Source organism: Clostridium sp. E02, from assembly GCF_003833015.1.
Lineage (GTDB): Bacteria > Bacillota > Clostridia > Lachnospirales > Lachnospiraceae > Lacrimispora.
Genome location: NZ_RJLQ01000008.1, coordinates 19061 through 38188, shown reverse-complemented (window position 1 = coordinate 38188; position 19128 = coordinate 19061). Strand labels below are relative to the sequence as shown.

Genomic DNA, 19128 nt, shown 5'->3' with positions numbered 1-19128 from the left:
TTCTATGGAACCACAAAAACGTAGAGAATGCTTAATCACAAATAATATGAGACTGGCTATTTCAGTAGCCCAGAAGTTCAGCTATGAAGAGGATTATGAATCCGTGGCTATGATTGGCCTGATAAAGGCGGCAGATACTTTTGATTTAGACAAAGGGATAAATTTCGCTACATATGCTACCAGAGTGATTTACAATGAGATTTTGATGTATATTCGTAAAAATAAAAGGCATCCTCAAGCATTATCAATTGAAACAATTATTCATGGTACCGATGAAAATCCGTTGACCATTGAAGATACATTAAACTACGAAGATGAACAAATGATGAGATTAGAGCAGGAAGAACAGACCATAGAGCTTCATAAAATAATCCATTCTCTTCCGGATAGAGAATGTAAAATAATCTGTCAACTTTATGGGATTGGTGAAGAATCTCATACTCAAAAGGACGTAGCTGAATGGCTTGGAATCTCTCAATCTTATGTCAGCCGATTGGAGAAAAAAATACTTAAAAAGATGAAATTAAGATTAAGGAGTTACTGATAAATAGGACCGAAAAGTCTCTAAACTATAAAACGATTTTAACCCGGGTTGAAATATATGTAACTTATAATTTGTGCCTATGGAGGAAGATAACATGGTAAAAGTGAATTTGGAAGAGTTTGCAGGTGGTGCCCTACAGGAAAAGTTTGATGTAGCTATGGGAAAAGTTCTGGACAACATGCAGGACCCGAATACCCCATGGAAAAATAAGCGAGCTATTACCGTTAAGGTGACTTTACAGCAGAATGAAGATCGAGACGATGCGCAGGTAGATGTATCTGTAGAAACAAAGACAGCACCTGTTGTTCCTATCGCTACTAGAATGGCGATAGGTAAGAATTTGAAAACTGGAGAAACATTTGCTACAGAATATGGTAAGCAGCTTCGTGGTCAGATGTCGTTAGAAGAATGTCTAATACCAAAAGGTGACATAGTGATTGATGGAAAGAGTGTCGATACAGAAACCGGCGAGATCAAGCTGGAAAAAGAAGGCAAAGTAGTTGATATGAGGGCAAGCAAACAGGCTTAAGGAGGAAATGAATTATGGATATGACAAGGGACGCATTACAATATGTGGTTGGATTAAATGAAGCACAGATTCTAACAATAAACGGGGATACATACACCGACAAGCAGGTTCATCGTATTGACAATAACTTGCGCGCAGCGGCCATTGAAATGAATACACTTACCAGTTTGGTGGATTATGCTAAGGCGTTTACTGATGAAATGTCGGAACAGATGCTGGTACAGGTAATGTCCCCAACAGAAGTCAAATTAATTTCTTGTCTTGATTTGGATCGGAAACGTGAATGCCTTTTAAATGTGAAGGCTATGATTCCATGCTTTGAATACGGAAGATATATTGACCATGAAAGTTTTATAATCGCTTTACAGTCTAAATTTATTGAAAATAAGGATCGTGAGTTATTGTTAAGATTTGCTGGTACTGTGAAAGACGAATCTATTGCTCAGTATGGTGATGATGGCATAACTCAAAAGGCTACTATTAAAACAGGTATCACTTCTGTAGAAGAGGCAATTGTTCCTAATCCGGTTTATCTTCGCCCGTTTCGAACCTTTGTTGAGGTAGAACAGCCTGTGAGTGCTTTTGTGTTCCGTATGCGGCAGAGTGAAGGGCATGGAGTTGAATGTGCAATATTTGAGGCTGATGGTGGAGCTTGGAAAAATGCAGCAATGAAAAGTATTAAGGAATATCTACAAAGTGAATTATTAGAATTCCCACAGTTTACAGTGATCTCATAATATTTATATCGCCGGCTCAGTCTATGAGTCGGCGAAGAAAGAAGGGCAAACATGAACAGAGTTATCCTAATGGGGAGATTGACTCGTGATCCAGAAGTAAGATATTCCCAGGGTGAGTGTGCTATGGCAATAGCTAGATATACTCTTGCGATAGATCGTAGAAAACGAAAAGGGCAGGATAATGGGCAGACAGCGGATTTTATCAACTGTGTTGCATTTGATAAGGGCGGAGAATTCACAGAGAAGTATTTTCGTCAGGGTATGAGAGTGCTTGTTTCTGGCAGAATTCAGACCGGTAATTATACAAATAAAGATGGCGTAAAGGTTTATACGACAGATATTATTGTTGAAGAACAGGAATTTGCTGATAGTAAGAATACTTCTTCTGGAGGAGAACGACCCGCAAGTACACCAGATGTATCCAGCTCCATTGGAGACGGATTTATGAATATTCCGGATGGAGTCGAAGATGAGGGACTACCGTTTAATTAAGGGAGGTGCTGTATGTGAAAAAGAAAAGTGAACCGAAGCCTTCGGAATTAATAAAAGATTTTCTTGATTATCTGTCTATCTGCCAGAAAGAATATCAGGCAGCATGTACAGAAATGTTCGCAGAAGATAAAAAAGTACAGGATTTTCTTCATTCTATTGAATTCGAGAATAACTGCAAAGAGCGTAACAAAATAACTACTCGTTGGCATATCAGCCGGAACAGACGCAGAGCTGCAAAGGACAGATCTCTTGAACTTGAGCGAGTCGCAAAATTCTATACTGACAAGGCCAATAAACCCTTCATTGATAAATTACGTAGCATGGTTAAAGATCAGAAAAAAGAAGAGGAATGGCTTGAAAGTGAGCGCACCTATTATCCGCGGGGAGGTGTTTCTGTTTGATGATTCTGGAGGATACCAGACAGCAGGAGAAGAAACATGAAGCAAAGCACGTATACTTTCAGAGTGTTGGAGTGCATTATAACAGAACTGCCTTGTATTGCGGAGATTATACGCTTCCAGCGAACCAGAGTGTTTGCATAGATACTAAAAAAGATATTGCGGAGCTCATCGGAGATATCCAGGTTAAGCAAATGCCAAAAAAAGAAGTTGCAGAAAAGATAAATGAAGTCTTTGAAAAGGAATGTATTTCTCTTAACTTTGCAGATGAAGTCTTTCATGCAATTTGTGACGATGATACTGATCGATTTGCAGAAAAAGAAATCAATGGGATCTGTTATAAGCACGCAGTATCTGAAAGCGTAATATCATCATTACAGGCTCTTTACGTTAAAAGACACGGATTCTTTCATCGGGGACTTAAACGGGCGCAGAATAGTGGAATACTGCTTTACATACTGGTTGAAAACGAGGACAAGGTAACTTGCATAGATGATCTATCCATCTGGCACAATCCCAGGCTTGATATTTTGGTCAACAGTAATCAGATGATTGGATTTTGGAAGAACGGAAAGCTCCGGTATAAAAAGGTCCAGAAATATCCCCATGCAGCTACCGGGGAATGGTTGGCAAAAGCCTGCCTGACTATGGATTTGAAATATGGTTGCAAGTTCCTTTTTTGCAGGCCGGAAGAGTCCGGGACAAAGATCTTGGAGTTGTTAGGGGTTTCCCCTATACGTAATTAAAGCAGCTGGCCGGAGCTTCTATTTCCGGTCAGCAAATAAGATTTGACAGGTGGTGCTTTTGATATGTTTTGTCCAGTTGTTCCAACGATACAATGTCAGTTGAATTGTCCTTATTCTGAGTGTAAGCATAGTGATCTGATTGGTCAGGATGATATTGATGTACTCATGATCGTTGATAGGCATGCTAGACTTTTAGCTGGGCTTGAAAAATATGATATATACAATCGTAAATACAAACAGGAACATAAAGAAAAAATATGTCAGTACAACAAAGAATATAGAAAAAAATATAAGACTTATTACTCTGAATATCAGAGAAATTATTCCCCTGGTTATGCTGATATTAAAAGGTCAAAAGACAGGCAATATTATTATACTAATCGTGAGAAAATCTTGGCAAAAGAAAGAGAAAAATACGATGAGAACAAATCTTTGATTTTGGAAAAGCGACGTAAGCAATATGCTGAAAATAAAGAAGAGATTAACCGGAAACGTAGGGCATATAGAGCCAGGAAAAAGGCTAAGAATGTGACAGAATTGGGGTGTAAAGATGGCTGAAAAAAGAATGTTTTCTGTGAAAATAATAGATAGTGATGCTTTTTTGGATATGCCTTTATCAACACAAGCTTTATATTTTCATTTATCAATGCGAGCCGATGACGATGGTTTTTTGAATAATGCTAAAAAGATTATGAGGAATATAAGTGCTACACAAAATGATTATGATTTGCTTTTGATGAAACGTTTTATTATTCAATTCCCTGATGGAATTTGTGTGATTAAGCATTGGCGAATAAATAATTACCTTCGAAAAGATCGCTATACGGAAACATTATACGGCGAAGAAATGGCTATGCTTGATGTAAAGGAGAATGGTTCTTATTCCTTAAAAGGAGAGTCTGGTATACCAAAGGACAACCACAATGATACCGATATGATACCGGTCAGAAACCAAGGTATACCGTCCGGTGACACAGATAAGAATAGAGAAGAGAAGAGTAGTAAAGAAAAGAACATTGTGCAGGAAGCCCATGCACTGTTTGAAAATTTGTGGATGATATACCCATTAAAGCGTGGAAAAGGGCAAGTGTCTAATACTGCAAAAAAGCGTATACTTGATATCGGTTATGACCAAATGGAAAGAGCCATTAATCGCTACAAGGCTGACTTGGAGAAAGATACTTGGCGGAAACCGCAGAATGGGAGCACATTCTTTAATTCTGGATATGTTGATTACTTGGATTGTAATTATCCTGAAGAATCGTCACAAGATGAAGTTGTGGAGGGAGAAACATGGCAGTAAGTCAAAAGCTATTTAAACCAGACGAAATTCGTAAAACAATAAATACTATAAAACCAGATGGAGAATTGTTTGAAGTTCGGTGCCTAGAAGCGAATGGCCGGAAAGTTTATAGTGGATATTTTAAATCCCCTGAAAACTTAATTGAACAGCTTTGCAGATTAAATTCTACAGACAGCAATATTTACATAACCCTGGGCAAGGTAAAAGAAGATTGTTATTCACGGGAGCAGCGAGAAAAGTTCGTCATGAATGCTAAGAATACAACTAATGACAATGATATCGTGGGATATAAATGGTTGTTCATTGATGTGGACCCTCAGCGTCCAGCTGGAGTTTCCAGTTCTGAAGAACAGTTACAGAAAGCGAAGGAACGTGGCAATCAGATTTATGTGTTCATGAAGAATATTGGTTTTAATGATCCAGTAACGGCAATGAGCGGAAATGGTATTCATTTACTTTACCGGATACAAATTGCCAATAACGAGGAAAACAAAGCACTGGTTAAAAAATGTTTGTCGGCTTTGGATATGTTCTTCAGTGATTATGAATTAAAAATTGATACCACCAACTTTAATCCTTCCAGAATATGCAAACTTTATGGGACAATGGCTCGAAAAGGTAGCAATACCGAACAGAATCCACATAGGCTCAGTCGATTGATTTCAGTGGGGAGTGAGAATCCCACGGACAAAATTTATCTGGAAAAGTTAGTGTCCATGATACCGGAAAAGCAGGAAAAGCCGCAGAAATATAACAATTACAGTCCCAGAGATTTTGACTTGGAAGAGTGGCTGCAACGGTACAATGTCAGGTACAGAAAAGCCGGCTACAGTGATGGAACTAAATACATTTTGGACGAGTGTCCGTTTGATGGCAACCACAAGGGCAAAGATGCCTGTATCTTTCAGGCCCGTTCCGGTGCTATTGGATTTCATTGTTTTCATAATTCCTGTTCGGATAAGACATGGCAGGACGTGAGAAAGTTATTTGAGCCAGATGCTTATGAAAAGCGGCAGCAGGAGTATGAGCGAAAAATCTATTCAAGATTACCAGTACAGCAGAGGCCAATTCAGAGCATAGTTCCGGTCCAGGGGAATCCGGTATTCTACACTGCGAGGAATATACTGGATCTCCAAGTGCCGGAGGAACGTTTTGTTAAAAGTGGAATCGCTGATATTGACAAGAAGCTGAGGGGATTGAAAAAAGGATATGTAACTGTTATGTCTGGTTTAAGAGCTTCCGGAAAGTCAAGTGTTATTTCTGAGATGACTTTGGATGCGGTAGAGTCTGAAAACAATGTGGGAATCTTCTCAGGGGAATTGGCTCCAAAAAATTTCATGAGGTGGATGGACCTGCAGGCAGCCGGAAGAGGGTATACGGAGCCTACGCAGTTTGAAGGATATTACAATGTCTCGCGAAAATATAAAGAGCAGATAGCAGAATGGTTGGGACAACGTTTTTTCTTGTACAACAACGATTATGGTAACGACTATCGGGCGGTAGCAGAGCAATTTGAGAAAGCCATTGAAGAAAAGAAACTGGACTTGTTGATTCTGGATAACCTGATGGCGTTCAATATTCTTTGCTTGTCAGATAACAAATTTGAAGCACAGACGGCCTTCATTCTTGATATGCAGCGGATCGCAAAGAAGCATAATGTTCATGTGCTATTTGTAGCACACCCAAGAAAGGCTATGGGATTCCTCCGGCTTGACGATATCTCCGGTACTGCGGATCTGGGAAATGCTGTTGACAATGCCTTGATAGTTCACAGAGTTAATAATGACTTTAAAAGGCTTGGTAAGCAGATGTTTGGCTGGAATGACAATAACCCGTTATATGAAGCTACCAATGTAATCGAGATTGCAAAGGATCGTGACGGCGGCACAATGGATTATTTCATACCGCTGTATTATGAGCAGGAAACCAAGCGGCTTAAAAACTTTCCTTCGGAAAATAAAATCTATAGTTGGAATAAATCAAATGATGGATTTTACAATGTGGAGCAGAGCGAAATTCCTTTTTAGGAAAGGGGATGGTAATTATGACATTAAGTACTCTAAAGCCAACACGAGAGGAACGTGCGGCTATGACCAAAGATGAATTGTTAAGAACAGTCTGGCTTCTTGATGATGTGCTTGAATCTTTAAGGTGGGTTCCGATTAAGGAAAGGCAGCCTAAATATTACGGGGAATATGAAGCTACAGTGATAACCTTGCCTGGATTTAAGGGTATTTCACCTGGTGTTGTACAGAATATCCGAATGGTTTATGTATCAGGTAATTGGAAGAGTCAATGGTTTCAGAAGATTCACTATTATCAAGTATTGGCATGGCGGGAAGTTGCAGAGCCATTTAAAGGTTGATACATAACTTGTTTAGGCAGAAAGGGTAATATGAATACATATTTGATTACTTTATCAAGATATGATAGACCGGTAACCGCTTGTGGTGAAACGCCGGGAAAGGCTAAGTATAATTCCTACTTAGAAATGGGTGATTTATTTGATAGTTTTGCTGAGTTTTTGCGATTTGTAAAAAGCATAAAGCTGATCCATAAATTCAGACCATGCGATTTATTTGGAGATATAGAACAGTTCGAGCGAATTAAGGAGTATCGCAAAATACCATTTGCTTTTATGGGAATGAAGGTGATTTTAAAATCCAGAAGCAGAGGAAATATTAAAGGAATAATTGTTGGTTCAAATGACAGCATGAATCTGGATATCTGCTTTGACGGAACCTGCCATAAAGAGAATTGTCATCCGTATTATGAATTGATCTATCTGGATAATAGTAGGGACATCGTAGCTGAATTTTAATTAGGTTTTTAATAAATCAGGACAGAGAGGAGCATAGACATGACAGAATATTTAGCAGAAAGAACCCTTGTAAACATGAGATTTGGTTTGTCCATAAAAAGACCGGGAATAAATGCAGTAAACGAGAAGATAGCCCTTGAAATGGCTATCAGTGCTTTGGAAAAACAGATTCCAGCCCAGCCAGTAAATGATGGGGCATTCGGAAAATGCCCGGATTGCGGATATGAATTTAATTCGGAGCTTCTGGAAGAATATAATTTGAAATTCTGCTTGAATTGTGGAAAGAAAATTAAACACTGTTAAACCATTGCTTTTTGCTGTAATAATATCCCGGCAACATGGTGCAATTGTGCAGCGGTATCAATGTATGAATGATTTTCGTGCAATATTACCTGCAACCATATTGGGAGTGTTATAAAGTAACATCTGGTACTGGTACTTTTAAAGAGTAATTTAGATAAATTGTTTTTCATCATATCACCTCAAAAATATGGTGTGTGTAATGGAAAATAATAATACAGGAAGTATCTGGATGTTGACCAAACCACAATTTGACGGAGTAGACAGGAGGAAAACGTTATGGATCAGCAGGAAGCAACGAAAATCCCTTTCATAAGATTTTTATATGCAGATAGTAGTGGAGCCAGAAAGATTTACGATACAGCTTGGCCTGCCCAATTTATTGCAGATTTTACAGATATTGAGGTAACGGAAATAGGCGGATTCTTTATAATGGGCTTCCCTCAATCGGTAAAGACACTGGAAGATGCGTTTAAAATTTGCAGAGGATAAACGCCATATATTACATGACCTTCCGGTCGATCGGGGCCGGAGGGAGAAAGAGAGATGAGAGAGAATGTTTATTTCAAGAGGCTGTTTACAGACTATACTAGAAAACTTAAGCCTCCTAAATAGAGAGGTTGAAAATTTAAAAAGAGATGCCAAATATGAAAAAAAGTCGAAACAGGCAGCTCAACAAACTTTTAATTATCCAAGAAGTCATTAAGAAAATTAGGATTTTAAGGAGGTAAATATCATGTATGAAGTTTTTGCGAATAGCATTTGTTGCCAATTCGAAAAAGAAGAAGATGCAATTAATGCTTTTATGATGGCTGTTGGAATGATTGAAAGTATTGATATTGTGAAACTTGAAAAAGACATAAAATTCTGCTTACATAACGATAAAAACGGCATGTTTGAATATAACAGCTACATGTCAATCAGAAAGTTAAACTGAAATTTAAAGGATTTATTGTTCCTTGATAATTGAATATTGATAGTTGGTAAAATATGTATTATGATATACTGTATACTATATGAAAATGAGGAACAAATATGTTTAAAAGATACAAGAAAATATTTGTGATAGTAGGTTTTGTATTAAGTGTTATCGTTATGTTTTTTTTAACTATTATAATTCCTGTAATACTTAACAAGATATATGATATTCCGGGCGATTTTCTTTATGTAAAATATAATCGAGATAATATATTGGGATATTATGGTTCTGTATTAACATTTATAGGAACATTGTCTTTAGGGATCATAACAGTATATCAAAACTACAGAGCTCAAAAAAAGACAGATGAAGTGAATGCTCTAGTAATTGAATTACAAAAGAAAAGTATGGCAATGGCGGAACAACAGTACAAAAGAGAAGAACAAAACGAACGCATATATATTCCAAAATTTGAGTTAATTAATACATGGAATAACGGGAATTATATGAATATGCATGCAAAATTAAAAAATATTTCTACTAATCCGACTTCTGTGATAAAATCAGTCTCGTTTGAAGTTTATAATGAATCTAAGTATCTTACAGAATCTAATACAGTAAAATGTAAAAAAAATTTTCTTCTTTCAGGTGATGAAACAGAGGTGTCATTTAATAATGCAGCAATATACGAAAAAACAACAGACAGTAATGGAGTCGAAATATTGAGCACGTTAAAAAATATTAATTTTGTATGGAAATTTCAATGTGACGATGTAACTGGGAAAACACATTACTATAAAGCAACAATTTTGGGAGATAGTAATGATGGTATATGGAATGTGGAAAAGGCTGGATAGCCAAGCTTGAAAATTATAACTGATACATGAAACCAACTATCAATATTCGGTAGTTGGTTTTTTGTTGCGAAAAAGTGAGGAGGGAAGATCCAAGGAAGATGAAAGCAGTAATGAAATATCCGGGAAGTAAATGGAGTATTGCAGACTGGATTATAAGTTACTTCCCGGAACATCATAGTTATTTAGAAGCATTTTTGGGAAGTGGAGCCGTATTGTTCAATAAACCCAGGTCAAACATTGAAACGGTGAATGATCTGGACGGGAATGTGGTAAATCTTTTCGACTGGATTCGAAAGGACCCGGAACGACTGGCCAGAGAAATATATTTAACTCCTTACGCTAGACAAATTTATGATGATGCCTTTAAAACGGTACCAGAGGACAGTTTTGGTAAGGCAGTTAATTTCTACATAAGGCTCAACATGGGTCGCGGATTGCGAACTACTGGCGAAAAAGTAGGCTGGAAGAATGACGTACAGGGACGTGAAAAGGCTTATGCTGCATCAGACTGGTGCATATTACCGGAAAAGATAATGCAAGCCGCCGAACGGATCAGAGGGGTACAGATTGAAAACCGTCCAGCCGTAGAATTGATAGAACGGTTTAATAATCCGAAAGTATTGATTTATGCTGATCCTCCATATGTGCTGAGTGAAAGGCATGGTAAGCAATATCGTTACGAAATGGCAGAAGATAAACAACATCATGACTTGATAGATGTATTACAGGCTCATAAAGGCCCTGTGCTTCTAAGCGGATATGATAGTAAATTATATAATGACCGCTTACAGGGCTGGTACAGGGAAGAAACAACATGCTATTCGCAGGTAAGCAGTAAGAAAAGAGAAATTTTGTGGATGAATTTTGAGCCTGCAGGGCAGATGAATATTACGGACTTCTGTCAGGAGGCTCTATGATGAAAAAAACTTGGTCTCATGAAGATGAATCCTACCTAGAAGAAAAATGGGGCACTATATCAGTAAAGGGAATTGCCAAAAATCTGAACAGATCCGAAACTGCTGTTATTTTAAAAAGCCAGCGACTAGGTTTAGGTGCTTTTCTTGAATCGGGGGATTATATTACTTGGAATCAGTTGCAGATTGCATTGGGTATGGGAACATCAGGAAGCGGATATAAAATGATTTCATGGGTAAAGAATAGAGGTTTTCCCTTACATATAAAACGAGTTAAGAATAATTCTTTTAAGGTGGTTTATTTGGAAGAGTTCTGGGAATGGGCGGAGAAAAATCAGACGTTTCTGGACTTCTCGAATTTTGAACTGCTGACATTAGGTGAAGAGCCGGAATGGGTATCTGAAAAACGTAGACTGGATTGTTCAAACCGAAGACAAATTAAAAATACACCGTGGACGGCATCAGAGGATTCAAGATTGATTATGCTGGTTAAAAAGCAAAAATATGGATACAGGGAGCTTTCCAAATTAATTCGGAGAACCGAAGGTGCAATTCAACGGAGGCTGACAGATTTACAAGTCTTAGACCGGCCTGTGAAAGTCGACAATCATGTGAATTGGACCGATAAAGAATTTGAATTGCTTGGTCATCTGATTGTGTCGGGGAAAAAATACGAACAAATGTCCGAAGTTTTGAGTAAATCGGTAAAAGCAATACGTGGTCGTGTATACCAGATGTATCTGACTGAGAATCTGGACAAGGTGCGTGCCATGATTGGATCCGGAGCGTGGGGAGCTGGCCGTCCGGAGCGCAAGGTCAAGCATTACCTGCTGATGAGTCAGGAAGAACGGAATCAGACAAAGGAACTCGTAAGCAGGTTGGCGGCAATAATCCGGAATAAATATAAGCAATGCTTTGATGAAAGCGACTATTGGCAGAGAGATATATGTCAGTCTTGGGAAGGATATTGTACAGTTGGCGAAACAGACTGTGACAGCTGCTTATCCTTTCAGCGGATCAAACCGCAATACTGTAAGCGTTGTGGTAAGGAATTTCTGGAACGTAAACAAAATTTGTATTGCCAATCTTGTCGGGAAGCGAGAAAAAAGCAGTATCTAAGGAAGATGGCGATATTAGACAACTAAAAGCGGAACAAAGGAAAGGAGAATAAATTTGAAGAATTGGGTTAAATGGGTAAGTGTTGCAGTTGCGGTATTAGTCGGAATCTATTACACAAAGAATTCATTGTGTTTATGGGCGTTCTTTATTCCGTTTTTCAGCGATTGCTTTACCTGATCAGGAACGGAGGCAAAGAAATGAAATATGATTTACATATGTTTTTACGGAAGATAATAACATGGTTGTCTGGGAAGAACTGCGGTACCTGCAGGCATTATGATGGAAGATTTGGTGATGAGAGCTGTTTCTCCTGTGAACGAAGTATAAAGGCGGTAGAATATGAACGTAGGTGAACTTAGGAAATATTGGTCTGCTTATACGGACGCTTGGAAACTTATGAAGAATCGTCAGATGGTCAATTCGGAACATGTGGTGCAGATGGTAAAGAAACACGAGAATCCTATTATGAACCGGTTATTCTGTTTGGTTGTCTGGCAGGAAATAAAACGAATTAAATCCGGGGGCTTTCCTCTACAGGACAAGCAGTATGAGGAATGTTTTACCGGGGCATGGAAGTTGTTTAAAAAGTACAACGAACCGATTGATTCAGATGAATATTGGAATGGCCTTGTTGATATGATCGGGGCCATGTCCAAAGAATATGGCAATTGCAGTTTTATAACCAATCTCCTGATCCATGCAACGCTGGAAGAACTAGAGCGGATTTGGAGAACAGGAAAGTAAATATAAGGAAAGGAGCCAGCCTCCTGCAGGGGTAAGGGTATACCGGGCTTCTTAAAAAAATGAGAGATTTAATAATAGATTGCTTTGCCGGAGGGGGCGGGGCGAGCGTTGGAATTGAAATGGCATTGGGGAGGCCAGTGGATATTGCTATTAATCACGATCCGCAGGCCATCAGGATGCACAAAACGAATCACCCTGATACGTTACATTTAACAGAGGATATCTTCAAGGTAGACTTGCAGAAATACGTAAAAGGCCGTCATGTAGCCTTGATGTGGGCAAGTCCGGATTGCACCAGCCATAGTAAAGCGAAAGGAGGCAAGCCGCGGGAGAAAGGTTTGAGAATTCTTCCCTGGGCTGTACATAAACATGCTAGAGAAATTCGTCCAGATGTAATAATAATGGAAAATGTTGAGGAAATAAGGCGATGGGGGCCATTAAATAAAAAAGGATATCCAATACGAAAGAAACAGGGGAAAGAATACAAGAAATTTTTAAAGAAGATGTATTTACTTGGATATACAAAAATCGAAATAAAAATATTAATAGCAGCCGATTACGGAGCACCTACCACAAGAAAACGATGGTATGCAGTCTTTCGCAGAGATGGCAAGTCGATTGTCTGGCCGGAGCCGACACATAACAAATACTGTACTGGTGAATTAAAGAAGTGGGAGCCTATTTGGAAATATTTGGACTTAACAGATTTAGGAAAGTCTATCTTTGGCAGAAAAAAGCCACTGGCAGACAAGACAATGAACCGGATCGCCAGGGGATTGGATAAATTTGTTTTCAACTGCCCAGAACCGTTTATTGTTCAGGTGAACCATGGGGGAGACAACTTCCGTGGGCAGAGCATTCATGAGCCAATGCCCACCATAACGCAGAAGCATGGCTTTGGAACGGTGACGCCGTACATTATGCAGATTGGGCAGACGGGATTTTGTTCAGATCGGAATAGATCCGTAGAAGATCCTATGAGTACAGTTGTCACTAAAAATGAACATTGCCTGATTTCACCGGTTATCGCACCTTTCATAGAAAAATCTTATGGGGGTAATTACAAAGGATCAGGTAGTGGTATGAATGATCCATTACACACAATTACAACGGTTGACCATAATCATGTGGTTGCACCACTTTTGATTCAGTATCATTCCGAAACAACAAAGTCCGATGTCAGAGGGCAGTCGGTTGATGAACCAATTATGACACTGGATACCAGTAACCGTTATGGTCTTGTAGCAGCTTTCCTTACGAAATTTTATAAAACGGGAACAGGCCAGTCTTTGTGGGAACCAATACATACGATTACAACTAGCCCTGGACATTTTGGAAAGGTCAGCGTTCTTGCAATCAGCAAGGAAGAACTGCTAAGGAATGGTGTTGATGAAGAAACGGCGCAGAAATGTACCTGGGTTAGTCAGTTTATTATTAAGTACTATGGCTGTGATGTATCTGGCGTGGGTTTGGAGGAACCGCTTCATACAATTGTGACAAAAGATCGATTTGCCTTGGTTACGGTCCTTGGTAATGAATATGTAATTCTGGATATCTTTCTACGAATGCTTAAAGCTGAACCGGAATTGAAACTGGGCCAGGGCTTCCCGGAGGATTACATCATTGATCATGACTATGAAGGGAAAAAGTACCCGGTATCTGAACAGGTGGCCCGCATTGGAAACAGTGTTGTCCCCACTGTGGCAGAAGCATTGGTTACGGCGAATTGTTCCCATCTGAAAATCGGCGAACGAATGCCGAACATGAGGATTGATGATAGCCAGGAACAGCTTAGATTTGCTTGATCTACTGATCTTTGATAATTGAATATTGATAGTTGGGGTGGTATAATTTTGGTATCATAAATAATGGAGGTTTTTTATATGAGCGATAAAAAATTGGATTATAAGATTACAGAAGAATATCTTCATGAATTGAACGAAATCAGTAACAAGCTAAATCAATTAGAGGCAGGACGGATTTACGAACTAAGCAGAGCGCAGATGGACGGATATCTTGCAACCAATATTGAACAATTAAGAAAAATGATAAATGAATTGTTAAGTAAAATTCAAAGCGGTAAAATAGGAACAGCTACAGAATTGTCGGAAACGATGTACAATAGTCACATTTAAAATATTTGATTTTTGCCAACTATCAATATTCGGTAGTTGGTTTTTTGTTACAAAAAAATGAAAGGAGGTCGGAGCTCCTGCAGGGCAAAGTCATGACGGCTCCTTTCGTATATGTTTATAAAAGAAGATGATTTAAAACTTAATGAGTGGCAATTTTCTCAGAGAAAATATCTGCCGTGGGAAACAAAGTTACAGCTGACAAAGACCAGAATCCAGGAATGGTATGATAACTGGGGAGGTCAAGTATATCTTAGTTATTCAGGAGGACTGGATAGTACTGTATTACTTCACCTGATCCGCAAGACATTGGGTGAAGATGTCCCGGCCGTGTTTTCAAATACTGGCTTGGAGTTTCCTGAAATCGTCCGTTTTGCTAGAAAAGCACATGGTGATTTTAAGGAAATAGAACCTCGGGATAAAAAGGGAGCGCGCATTACATACCGGGATGTTGTTTTAAGCGAAGGATATCCATTGGTAAGCAAGGAAACTGCTATGAAGATCAGGAAGCTACGACACGGGGATTTATCAGATAGATACCGGAATTATTTACTGAATGGTGATGAGAGAGGCTCTTTTGGAGTTCTTCCGAAAAAATGGAGATGCCTTCTAAATGCACCTTTTGATACTTCTGAAAAATGTTGTGACGTGATGAAAAAGAAACCTTTCATTAAATATACAAGAGAAACGGGGAGAGTTCCGTTCATTGGAACAACGCAAGACGAGGGATTTGTGAGGGCTCGCCTTTATTCACACACAGGCTGCAATGTGTATGACGGAAAAACGATTAAAAGCCAGCCCATGGGATTCTGGACAAAGCAAGATGTATTGCGGTATGTTATTGAAAATGATTTGGAAATATGCTCCGTTTACGGTGATATCAAGAGATCTCCCTGTGGTCAATATTATCTCTCAGGTGAGCAGAGGACAGGTTGTATGTTTTGCGCATTTGGGGCTCATTTGGAACCGGAGCCAAACCGATTTCAAAGAATGGCAGTCACTCACCCGGGCTATTACCGTTTATGTTTTAAGTCATTGGAAAATGGCGGACTTGGCATGGGCGTGCCCTTGGATTATCTTGGCATACCGTATGAAACTTGGGAATCAGTGGGACAGATGAATTTTGCAGATTACCTGAATGTAGAAAGGAAAGGACTATGTGGAAAATAAAAATTGTTTATAGTGATAAAAGTAAGTGCACGTTAACTGGAAAGCATAGGGATATTCCGTTAGAACTGGCTAAGCATTATTACAACCAGTATGTGGCAGGGAAACAGTCAAAGGTTACATATCAGCAGTATCCTAAAAAGAATTATAAAGAAATGGATCTATTCCAGAAGATTGAAGAACTAGAATCTTTTGAGAAATAAGTTCGGGGGTACCGGCAAGGTTTCCCCTGCCGGTACGAGTATGAAAATTACATATATAAATATACAAAAGATATATACGCAATTATATTATAGCAATATATTTTTGGTAAATGGATGTAAAAATTTACCAATTATTAAAGGTAAAAAGCCGGGGCATAGACCCCGGTAAAAAAATAGCTCAAAAAGAACATACATTCGAACTAAAGTCAATAAATAAGCGGCAGAGTCCCCGACCAAAGTTCTTCTACCACTTCACGCTTAAGGATATTATAAAATAAATTATCTCCTTAAGCAACTGAAATTTAAAGAAAAGGAGCTTACATATAATGAATGGGCAGACCATAAAAGCACAGGTTATTAATAATATCATAGTTGCCATGGCAGAGCATGTGGCTAAGGATGTTTTAGAAATTCTTCACCAGACAATCATAAAGGAATTTGTCAATGTCAATATGGAGGAAATAACCACTCTTCCTGTAGAGTACCAGAATGATACGGATCAGAAGAATAAGTACATTGTTCAGCTTTTTATTGTGAAAAAGAAAATCAAGGATAACACTAAACAAGCATATCTTAGTTCAGTTAAACGCCTGATCACCCTGATCGATAAACCATTGGACAGGATAGAGGAATCCGATATCAGCTATTACCTTTCCTGGTACGAAAAGCGGAATATCAATGTCGGAGGCAAGAAAAATCAGGCTGTAACAGTCAATAATGAAAGGCGTTTCCTCTCTGCTTTCTTTACATGGATGAGAAAAGAAAAATTGATTGGAGAAAATCCAGTCGAGGCAACGGATCCGCTCAAAGCCATTAAAAAGCCCATTGATTATTTTAAGCCTGAAGAGATGACTAAAATGAAAGACGCCTGCAAGAGTTACCGGGAGCGTGCTTTAATAGAGGTACTGCGCAGCACCGGTGCCAGAGTCGGGGAGCTGGTAGAGATAACCCTTGACCAGATAGATTGGAATACTGGCGATATCATGATCTTGGGTGAGAAGAGCGACAAATACCGGCCGATATTCTTAGATGATGATGCCAGGTATTATTACCGGAAGTATCTTGATTCTCGGAATGATGATAGCCCCTTTATGTTTCCTCAGTGTAAAGCTCCACACAATCAAATGACCACTTCCGGAATCAGGAGCATACTTAAATCTATCGGAAAGCGCGCCATGGTGAAAAGTAGGGTATATCCTCATAAGATCCGTAAGACGCTTGGAATGACACTCAAAAACAAAGGTGTGGATATTGGAACAATTCAGGAGATCATGGGTCATGGAAGCCCGTCTGTGACTGCGGCATATTATGCTCAATCAACTCCTGACACATTAAGAAACGTAAGAGAGAGGTGCATAGCGTAATGGAATATAAAACAAGAAATCAATTAAAAAATCTGGTCGCACTCAATGCTGCTATTGCTGAAGCTGACGAAGAAATTCAGAAGATACAGAAAGGAATTATTGCCAGCGGGTTTGAAGTGGGATATATCTCTGCTCTGAATGAATTGAAACAGAAAGTTATTTATTTTCGCTATCAGAAAGTTAAGATTTGCTCGGAATTGTATGATAAAATCGAAACACTGGAAGATGAACAGGAGAAGCGATTATTGAAATATCGATACATAAGAGGTTATCGTTGGGAGGCTATTGCAGACATAATGGGGTATAGTGTAAGGCAGATATTTAATATTCACAATAAAGCGTTTCAGATCATTGAGCATAATTGATTTAATTATTATTAGCCTCGCATAATTTGGAAAGTGAATGCGAGGCTAATAATTTCAGCTATCATATTTATAGTTAATCATTTTTACATATGATTTAAAAAAAGGATCTGAAAAGCTGATTCTTCCAGAATTATTTCTTAATGTTTCTTCGCCTTTTGCGGAAGCGAGTTGTTTAACATATGTGCTTAAGTTACCTTGTGGATAATTAGGATGTTCTTTTTGTATTTCCTTTAATAATTCGCTTTGAGTGATATATTCTTCGCTAAGCTGAGCTAAGTTTTTTAGAATGATTTCAACATTTTTATAAACTCCCTTTTTTTGTTCAGTAATTGCTTTATATAATTGATCATATGTATCTTGTTTTTCATTAGAAAAATCATTTACTGCTTGTTCTAGATCAATTGAATAAATTGTTTTGCAAGATCGGAGTGTCTCATGTATATTGTTATTAAAGCAAAGATTGTAAGCTAATTGATGGGCAATAGTTGCTAAGCAGTTGGAATAATTCGTTATTGCTTTTATTAGTTTATCTTCAAATTTTATATTAAGAGCTTCCGAACCTTTTCTAAGAATCAACTCAATTTCTGATTCTTTTAGAAGAGGCACCGGAATTTCAGTTATTCTATTACTTAATTCTCTATCATGCGCTACTATCTCAGAGCCGTGCTCAGCCGCACCCAATACTACAACTTTTAACTTCGGATAATCTTCTGCCATATCCATAAACAACTTCATAGTCTGCGATATCTTAGTTTTTTCAGAATCAGCGACTTTATGAAAATCTTCTATGATCCAAATTGCACTTGCTTGACCGATAAATTGTCCTAAACGTTGTATTGTTAACTGTGGAGGAAGAATCCTATTTTTTGTTTCAGAAGTACTTACTTCTAATGATGCATTAATAGAACTCTTTATTCCCAAATAGTCTGCTGATAATTCACTCTTTAGAGTATCCTTTTCATTGAGAGAAAAACTTTGTATATAATATGGATTTAATTCGTCAAATGCGTCTAAGATAATGGAATCCATGGTGCTTGTTGAAATACATCTTGAAGTAATCTTTATAACTGACTTACTTTTTAGGACGTGCTGTAGTATTGTGGTTTTTCCGCTACCTGAGTGGCCATAAATTACAATTTGTTTTCCTTTAATATCAAGTGCTTTTGAAAGACTGTTTTCTATGCTTTTCCTTTCAATATATGAGATTTTGGCTGAAGAAGCTGGTGTAAATATATCATTTAGTAAGTATATTGATTTCTTCTTTTTTTGCAATTTGTTTTTTAGAAAGCTCAGCATTAAATTCAAAGTAAAATTCTCCCCCTATTGAAATACTTTTATATTAAAGAGTATACAACGAATAAATTGTTGAGTAAACAATAATATGCATATATTTACAGATTAATTTGATATATAAATATTAAATAATATCATAGAATTTCAGTAATTTTATGTGGTATGCTCCGAATTATAAAGG

Annotated in this window: 26 protein-coding genes; 25 read left to right on the top strand and 1 reads right to left on the bottom strand. The window is 38.1% G+C overall.

The window, feature by feature from the left end; translation table 11 throughout:
* Nucleotides 1-4: 4 nt before the first annotated feature.
* The 25 genes from EFT72_RS07405 to EFT72_RS07290 all read left to right on the top strand — a co-directional run bounded on the left by EFT72_RS07405 (nucleotide 5) and on the right by EFT72_RS07290 (nucleotide 17654).
* Nucleotides 5-544 carry a sigma-70 family RNA polymerase sigma factor gene (locus EFT72_RS07405; protein ID WP_124066275.1) on the top strand — a complete coding sequence of 180 codons (540 nt, stop codon included), beginning with the start codon at nucleotides 5-7 and terminating at the stop codon, nucleotides 542-544.
* Between the two features lie 94 nt (nucleotides 545-638).
* Nucleotides 639-1073, top strand: coding sequence for a hypothetical protein (locus tag EFT72_RS07400; protein ID WP_124066274.1), 435 nt, complete (start codon nucleotides 639-641; stop codon nucleotides 1071-1073).
* A gap of 14 nt (nucleotides 1074-1087) precedes the next feature.
* The gene (locus EFT72_RS07395; protein ID WP_124066273.1) at nucleotides 1088-1810 is read left to right on the top strand and encodes a hypothetical protein; all 723 of its coding nucleotides are present in this window, start codon (nucleotides 1088-1090) and stop codon (nucleotides 1808-1810) included.
* A gap of 51 nt (nucleotides 1811-1861) precedes the next feature.
* Nucleotides 1862-2302 (top strand): single-stranded DNA-binding protein, encoded by a 441-nt coding sequence (locus EFT72_RS07390; RefSeq protein ID WP_124066272.1) that lies wholly within the window; start codon nucleotides 1862-1864, stop codon nucleotides 2300-2302.
* A gap of 14 nt (nucleotides 2303-2316) precedes the next feature.
* Complete coding sequence (locus EFT72_RS07385) at nucleotides 2317-2703, top strand: hypothetical protein (protein ID WP_124066271.1); 387 nt, start codon at nucleotides 2317-2319, stop codon at nucleotides 2701-2703.
* Nucleotides 2700-3446, top strand: a complete 747-nt coding sequence (locus EFT72_RS07380) for a hypothetical protein (RefSeq protein WP_124066270.1) — start codon at nucleotides 2700-2702, stop codon at nucleotides 3444-3446. The genes EFT72_RS07385 and EFT72_RS07380 overlap by 4 nt, the downstream gene beginning before the upstream one ends.
* A 63-nt stretch (nucleotides 3447-3509) precedes the next feature.
* Complete coding sequence (locus tag EFT72_RS07375; RefSeq protein WP_124066269.1) at nucleotides 3510-4004, top strand: hypothetical protein; 495 nt, start codon at nucleotides 3510-3512, stop codon at nucleotides 4002-4004.
* Nucleotides 3997-4749, top strand: coding sequence for a hypothetical protein (locus EFT72_RS19645; RefSeq protein ID WP_243109971.1), 753 nt, complete (start codon nucleotides 3997-3999; stop codon nucleotides 4747-4749). The genes EFT72_RS07375 and EFT72_RS19645 overlap by 8 nt, the downstream gene beginning before the upstream one ends.
* Nucleotides 4740-6776: an AAA family ATPase gene (locus tag EFT72_RS07365; RefSeq protein WP_124066268.1), complete on the top strand. Its 2037-nt coding sequence runs from the start codon at nucleotides 4740-4742 to the stop codon at nucleotides 6774-6776. Before EFT72_RS19645 ends, EFT72_RS07365 begins: the two co-directional genes overlap by 10 nt.
* A gap of 17 nt (nucleotides 6777-6793) precedes the next feature.
* Nucleotides 6794-7114, top strand: a complete 321-nt coding sequence (locus tag EFT72_RS07360; RefSeq protein ID WP_124066267.1) for a hypothetical protein — start codon at nucleotides 6794-6796, stop codon at nucleotides 7112-7114.
* A gap of 30 nt (nucleotides 7115-7144) precedes the next feature.
* Nucleotides 7145-7570 carry a hypothetical protein gene (locus EFT72_RS07355; protein ID WP_124066266.1) on the top strand — a complete coding sequence of 142 codons (426 nt, stop codon included), beginning with the start codon at nucleotides 7145-7147 and terminating at the stop codon, nucleotides 7568-7570.
* 39 nt (nucleotides 7571-7609) lie between these two features.
* Entirely contained in the window at nucleotides 7610-7873 is a 264-nt protein-coding gene (locus EFT72_RS07350; protein WP_124066265.1) for a hypothetical protein, read from the top strand.
* A 276-nt stretch (nucleotides 7874-8149) separates the two neighbouring features.
* The gene (locus EFT72_RS07345) at nucleotides 8150-8362 is read left to right on the top strand and encodes a hypothetical protein (RefSeq protein ID WP_124066264.1); all 213 of its coding nucleotides are present in this window, start codon (nucleotides 8150-8152) and stop codon (nucleotides 8360-8362) included.
* 244 nt (nucleotides 8363-8606) lie between these two features.
* Nucleotides 8607-8807 carry a hypothetical protein gene (locus EFT72_RS07340; RefSeq protein WP_124066263.1) on the top strand — a complete coding sequence of 67 codons (201 nt, stop codon included), beginning with the start codon at nucleotides 8607-8609 and terminating at the stop codon, nucleotides 8805-8807.
* A 98-nt stretch (nucleotides 8808-8905) separates the two neighbouring features.
* Nucleotides 8906-9646, top strand: coding sequence for a hypothetical protein (locus EFT72_RS07335; RefSeq protein WP_124066262.1), 741 nt, complete (start codon nucleotides 8906-8908; stop codon nucleotides 9644-9646).
* 98 nt (nucleotides 9647-9744) lie between these two features.
* Nucleotides 9745-10563 carry a DNA adenine methylase gene (locus EFT72_RS07330; RefSeq protein ID WP_124066261.1) on the top strand — a complete coding sequence of 273 codons (819 nt, stop codon included), beginning with the start codon at nucleotides 9745-9747 and terminating at the stop codon, nucleotides 10561-10563.
* Entirely contained in the window at nucleotides 10560-11705 is a 1146-nt protein-coding gene (locus tag EFT72_RS07325; RefSeq protein ID WP_124066260.1) for a hypothetical protein, read from the top strand. Before EFT72_RS07330 ends, EFT72_RS07325 begins: the two co-directional genes overlap by 4 nt.
* A 171-nt stretch (nucleotides 11706-11876) precedes the next feature.
* Nucleotides 11877-12032 carry a hypothetical protein gene (locus tag EFT72_RS19230; RefSeq protein WP_164473108.1) on the top strand — a complete coding sequence of 52 codons (156 nt, stop codon included), beginning with the start codon at nucleotides 11877-11879 and terminating at the stop codon, nucleotides 12030-12032.
* Entirely contained in the window at nucleotides 12019-12423 is a 405-nt protein-coding gene (locus EFT72_RS07320; RefSeq protein ID WP_124066259.1) for a hypothetical protein, read from the top strand. The genes EFT72_RS19230 and EFT72_RS07320 overlap by 14 nt, the downstream gene beginning before the upstream one ends.
* A gap of 59 nt (nucleotides 12424-12482) precedes the next feature.
* Nucleotides 12483-14228 carry a DNA cytosine methyltransferase gene (locus EFT72_RS07315; RefSeq protein WP_124066258.1) on the top strand — a complete coding sequence of 582 codons (1746 nt, stop codon included), beginning with the start codon at nucleotides 12483-12485 and terminating at the stop codon, nucleotides 14226-14228.
* A gap of 78 nt (nucleotides 14229-14306) precedes the next feature.
* Nucleotides 14307-14558 (top strand): hypothetical protein, encoded by a 252-nt coding sequence (locus tag EFT72_RS07310; RefSeq protein WP_124066257.1) that lies wholly within the window; start codon nucleotides 14307-14309, stop codon nucleotides 14556-14558.
* A gap of 111 nt (nucleotides 14559-14669) precedes the next feature.
* Nucleotides 14670-15725 (top strand): phosphoadenosine phosphosulfate reductase family protein, encoded by a 1056-nt coding sequence (locus tag EFT72_RS07305; RefSeq protein ID WP_124066256.1) that lies wholly within the window; start codon nucleotides 14670-14672, stop codon nucleotides 15723-15725.
* Nucleotides 15713-15925, top strand: coding sequence for a hypothetical protein (locus EFT72_RS07300; RefSeq protein ID WP_124066255.1), 213 nt, complete (start codon nucleotides 15713-15715; stop codon nucleotides 15923-15925). The genes EFT72_RS07305 and EFT72_RS07300 overlap by 13 nt, the downstream gene beginning before the upstream one ends.
* 326 nt (nucleotides 15926-16251) lie before the next feature.
* Nucleotides 16252-17289, top strand: coding sequence for a tyrosine-type recombinase/integrase (locus tag EFT72_RS07295; protein WP_124066254.1), 1038 nt, complete (start codon nucleotides 16252-16254; stop codon nucleotides 17287-17289).
* Entirely contained in the window at nucleotides 17289-17654 is a 366-nt protein-coding gene (locus tag EFT72_RS07290) for a hypothetical protein (RefSeq protein WP_124066253.1), read from the top strand. Before EFT72_RS07295 ends, EFT72_RS07290 begins: the two co-directional genes overlap by 1 nt.
* Before the next feature lie 54 nt (nucleotides 17655-17708).
* On the opposite strand, the gene EFT72_RS07285 is transcribed toward EFT72_RS07290, so the two are convergent.
* Nucleotides 17709-18959, bottom strand: a complete 1251-nt coding sequence (locus tag EFT72_RS07285; RefSeq protein ID WP_124066252.1) for an ATP-binding protein — start codon at nucleotides 18957-18959, stop codon at nucleotides 17709-17711.
* Between the last annotated feature and the right edge of the window lie 169 nt (nucleotides 18960-19128).

What these genes read in the sequence shown, in the direction of transcription:
- EFT72_RS07405 (WP_124066275.1), top strand. Translation starts at nt 5, where the DNA reads ATGGAACCACAAAAACGTAGAGAATGCTTAATCACAAATAATATGAGA.
- EFT72_RS07400 (WP_124066274.1), top strand. Translation starts at nt 639, where the DNA reads ATGGTAAAAGTGAATTTGGAAGAGTTTGCAGGTGGTGCCCTACAGGAA.
- EFT72_RS07395 (WP_124066273.1), top strand. Translation starts at nt 1,088, where the DNA reads ATGGATATGACAAGGGACGCATTACAATATGTGGTTGGATTAAATGAA.
- EFT72_RS07390 (WP_124066272.1), top strand. Translation starts at nt 1,862, where the DNA reads ATGAACAGAGTTATCCTAATGGGGAGATTGACTCGTGATCCAGAAGTA.
- EFT72_RS07375 (WP_124066269.1), top strand. Translation starts at nt 3,510, where the DNA reads ATGTTTTGTCCAGTTGTTCCAACGATACAATGTCAGTTGAATTGTCCT.
- EFT72_RS19645 (WP_243109971.1), top strand. Translation starts at nt 3,997, where the DNA reads ATGGCTGAAAAAAGAATGTTTTCTGTGAAAATAATAGATAGTGATGCT.
- EFT72_RS07365 (WP_124066268.1), top strand. Translation starts at nt 4,740, where the DNA reads ATGGCAGTAAGTCAAAAGCTATTTAAACCAGACGAAATTCGTAAAACA.
- EFT72_RS07360 (WP_124066267.1), top strand. Translation starts at nt 6,794, where the DNA reads ATGACATTAAGTACTCTAAAGCCAACACGAGAGGAACGTGCGGCTATG.
- EFT72_RS07355 (WP_124066266.1), top strand. Translation starts at nt 7,145, where the DNA reads ATGAATACATATTTGATTACTTTATCAAGATATGATAGACCGGTAACC.
- EFT72_RS07350 (WP_124066265.1), top strand. Translation starts at nt 7,610, where the DNA reads ATGACAGAATATTTAGCAGAAAGAACCCTTGTAAACATGAGATTTGGT.
- EFT72_RS07345 (WP_124066264.1), top strand. Translation starts at nt 8,150, where the DNA reads ATGGATCAGCAGGAAGCAACGAAAATCCCTTTCATAAGATTTTTATAT.
- EFT72_RS07340 (WP_124066263.1), top strand. Translation starts at nt 8,607, where the DNA reads ATGTATGAAGTTTTTGCGAATAGCATTTGTTGCCAATTCGAAAAAGAA.
- EFT72_RS07335 (WP_124066262.1), top strand. Translation starts at nt 8,906, where the DNA reads ATGTTTAAAAGATACAAGAAAATATTTGTGATAGTAGGTTTTGTATTA.
- EFT72_RS07330 (WP_124066261.1), top strand. Translation starts at nt 9,745, where the DNA reads ATGAAAGCAGTAATGAAATATCCGGGAAGTAAATGGAGTATTGCAGAC.
- EFT72_RS07325 (WP_124066260.1), top strand. Translation starts at nt 10,560, where the DNA reads ATGATGAAAAAAACTTGGTCTCATGAAGATGAATCCTACCTAGAAGAA.
- EFT72_RS19230 (WP_164473108.1), top strand. Translation starts at nt 11,877, where the DNA reads ATGAAATATGATTTACATATGTTTTTACGGAAGATAATAACATGGTTG.
- EFT72_RS07320 (WP_124066259.1), top strand. Translation starts at nt 12,019, where the DNA reads ATGAACGTAGGTGAACTTAGGAAATATTGGTCTGCTTATACGGACGCT.
- EFT72_RS07315 (WP_124066258.1), top strand. Translation starts at nt 12,483, where the DNA reads ATGAGAGATTTAATAATAGATTGCTTTGCCGGAGGGGGCGGGGCGAGC.
- EFT72_RS07310 (WP_124066257.1), top strand. Translation starts at nt 14,307, where the DNA reads ATGAGCGATAAAAAATTGGATTATAAGATTACAGAAGAATATCTTCAT.
- EFT72_RS07305 (WP_124066256.1), top strand. Translation starts at nt 14,670, where the DNA reads ATGTTTATAAAAGAAGATGATTTAAAACTTAATGAGTGGCAATTTTCT.
- EFT72_RS07300 (WP_124066255.1), top strand. Translation starts at nt 15,713, where the DNA reads ATGTGGAAAATAAAAATTGTTTATAGTGATAAAAGTAAGTGCACGTTA.
- EFT72_RS07295 (WP_124066254.1), top strand. Translation starts at nt 16,252, where the DNA reads ATGAATGGGCAGACCATAAAAGCACAGGTTATTAATAATATCATAGTT.
- EFT72_RS07290 (WP_124066253.1), top strand. Translation starts at nt 17,289, where the DNA reads ATGGAATATAAAACAAGAAATCAATTAAAAAATCTGGTCGCACTCAAT.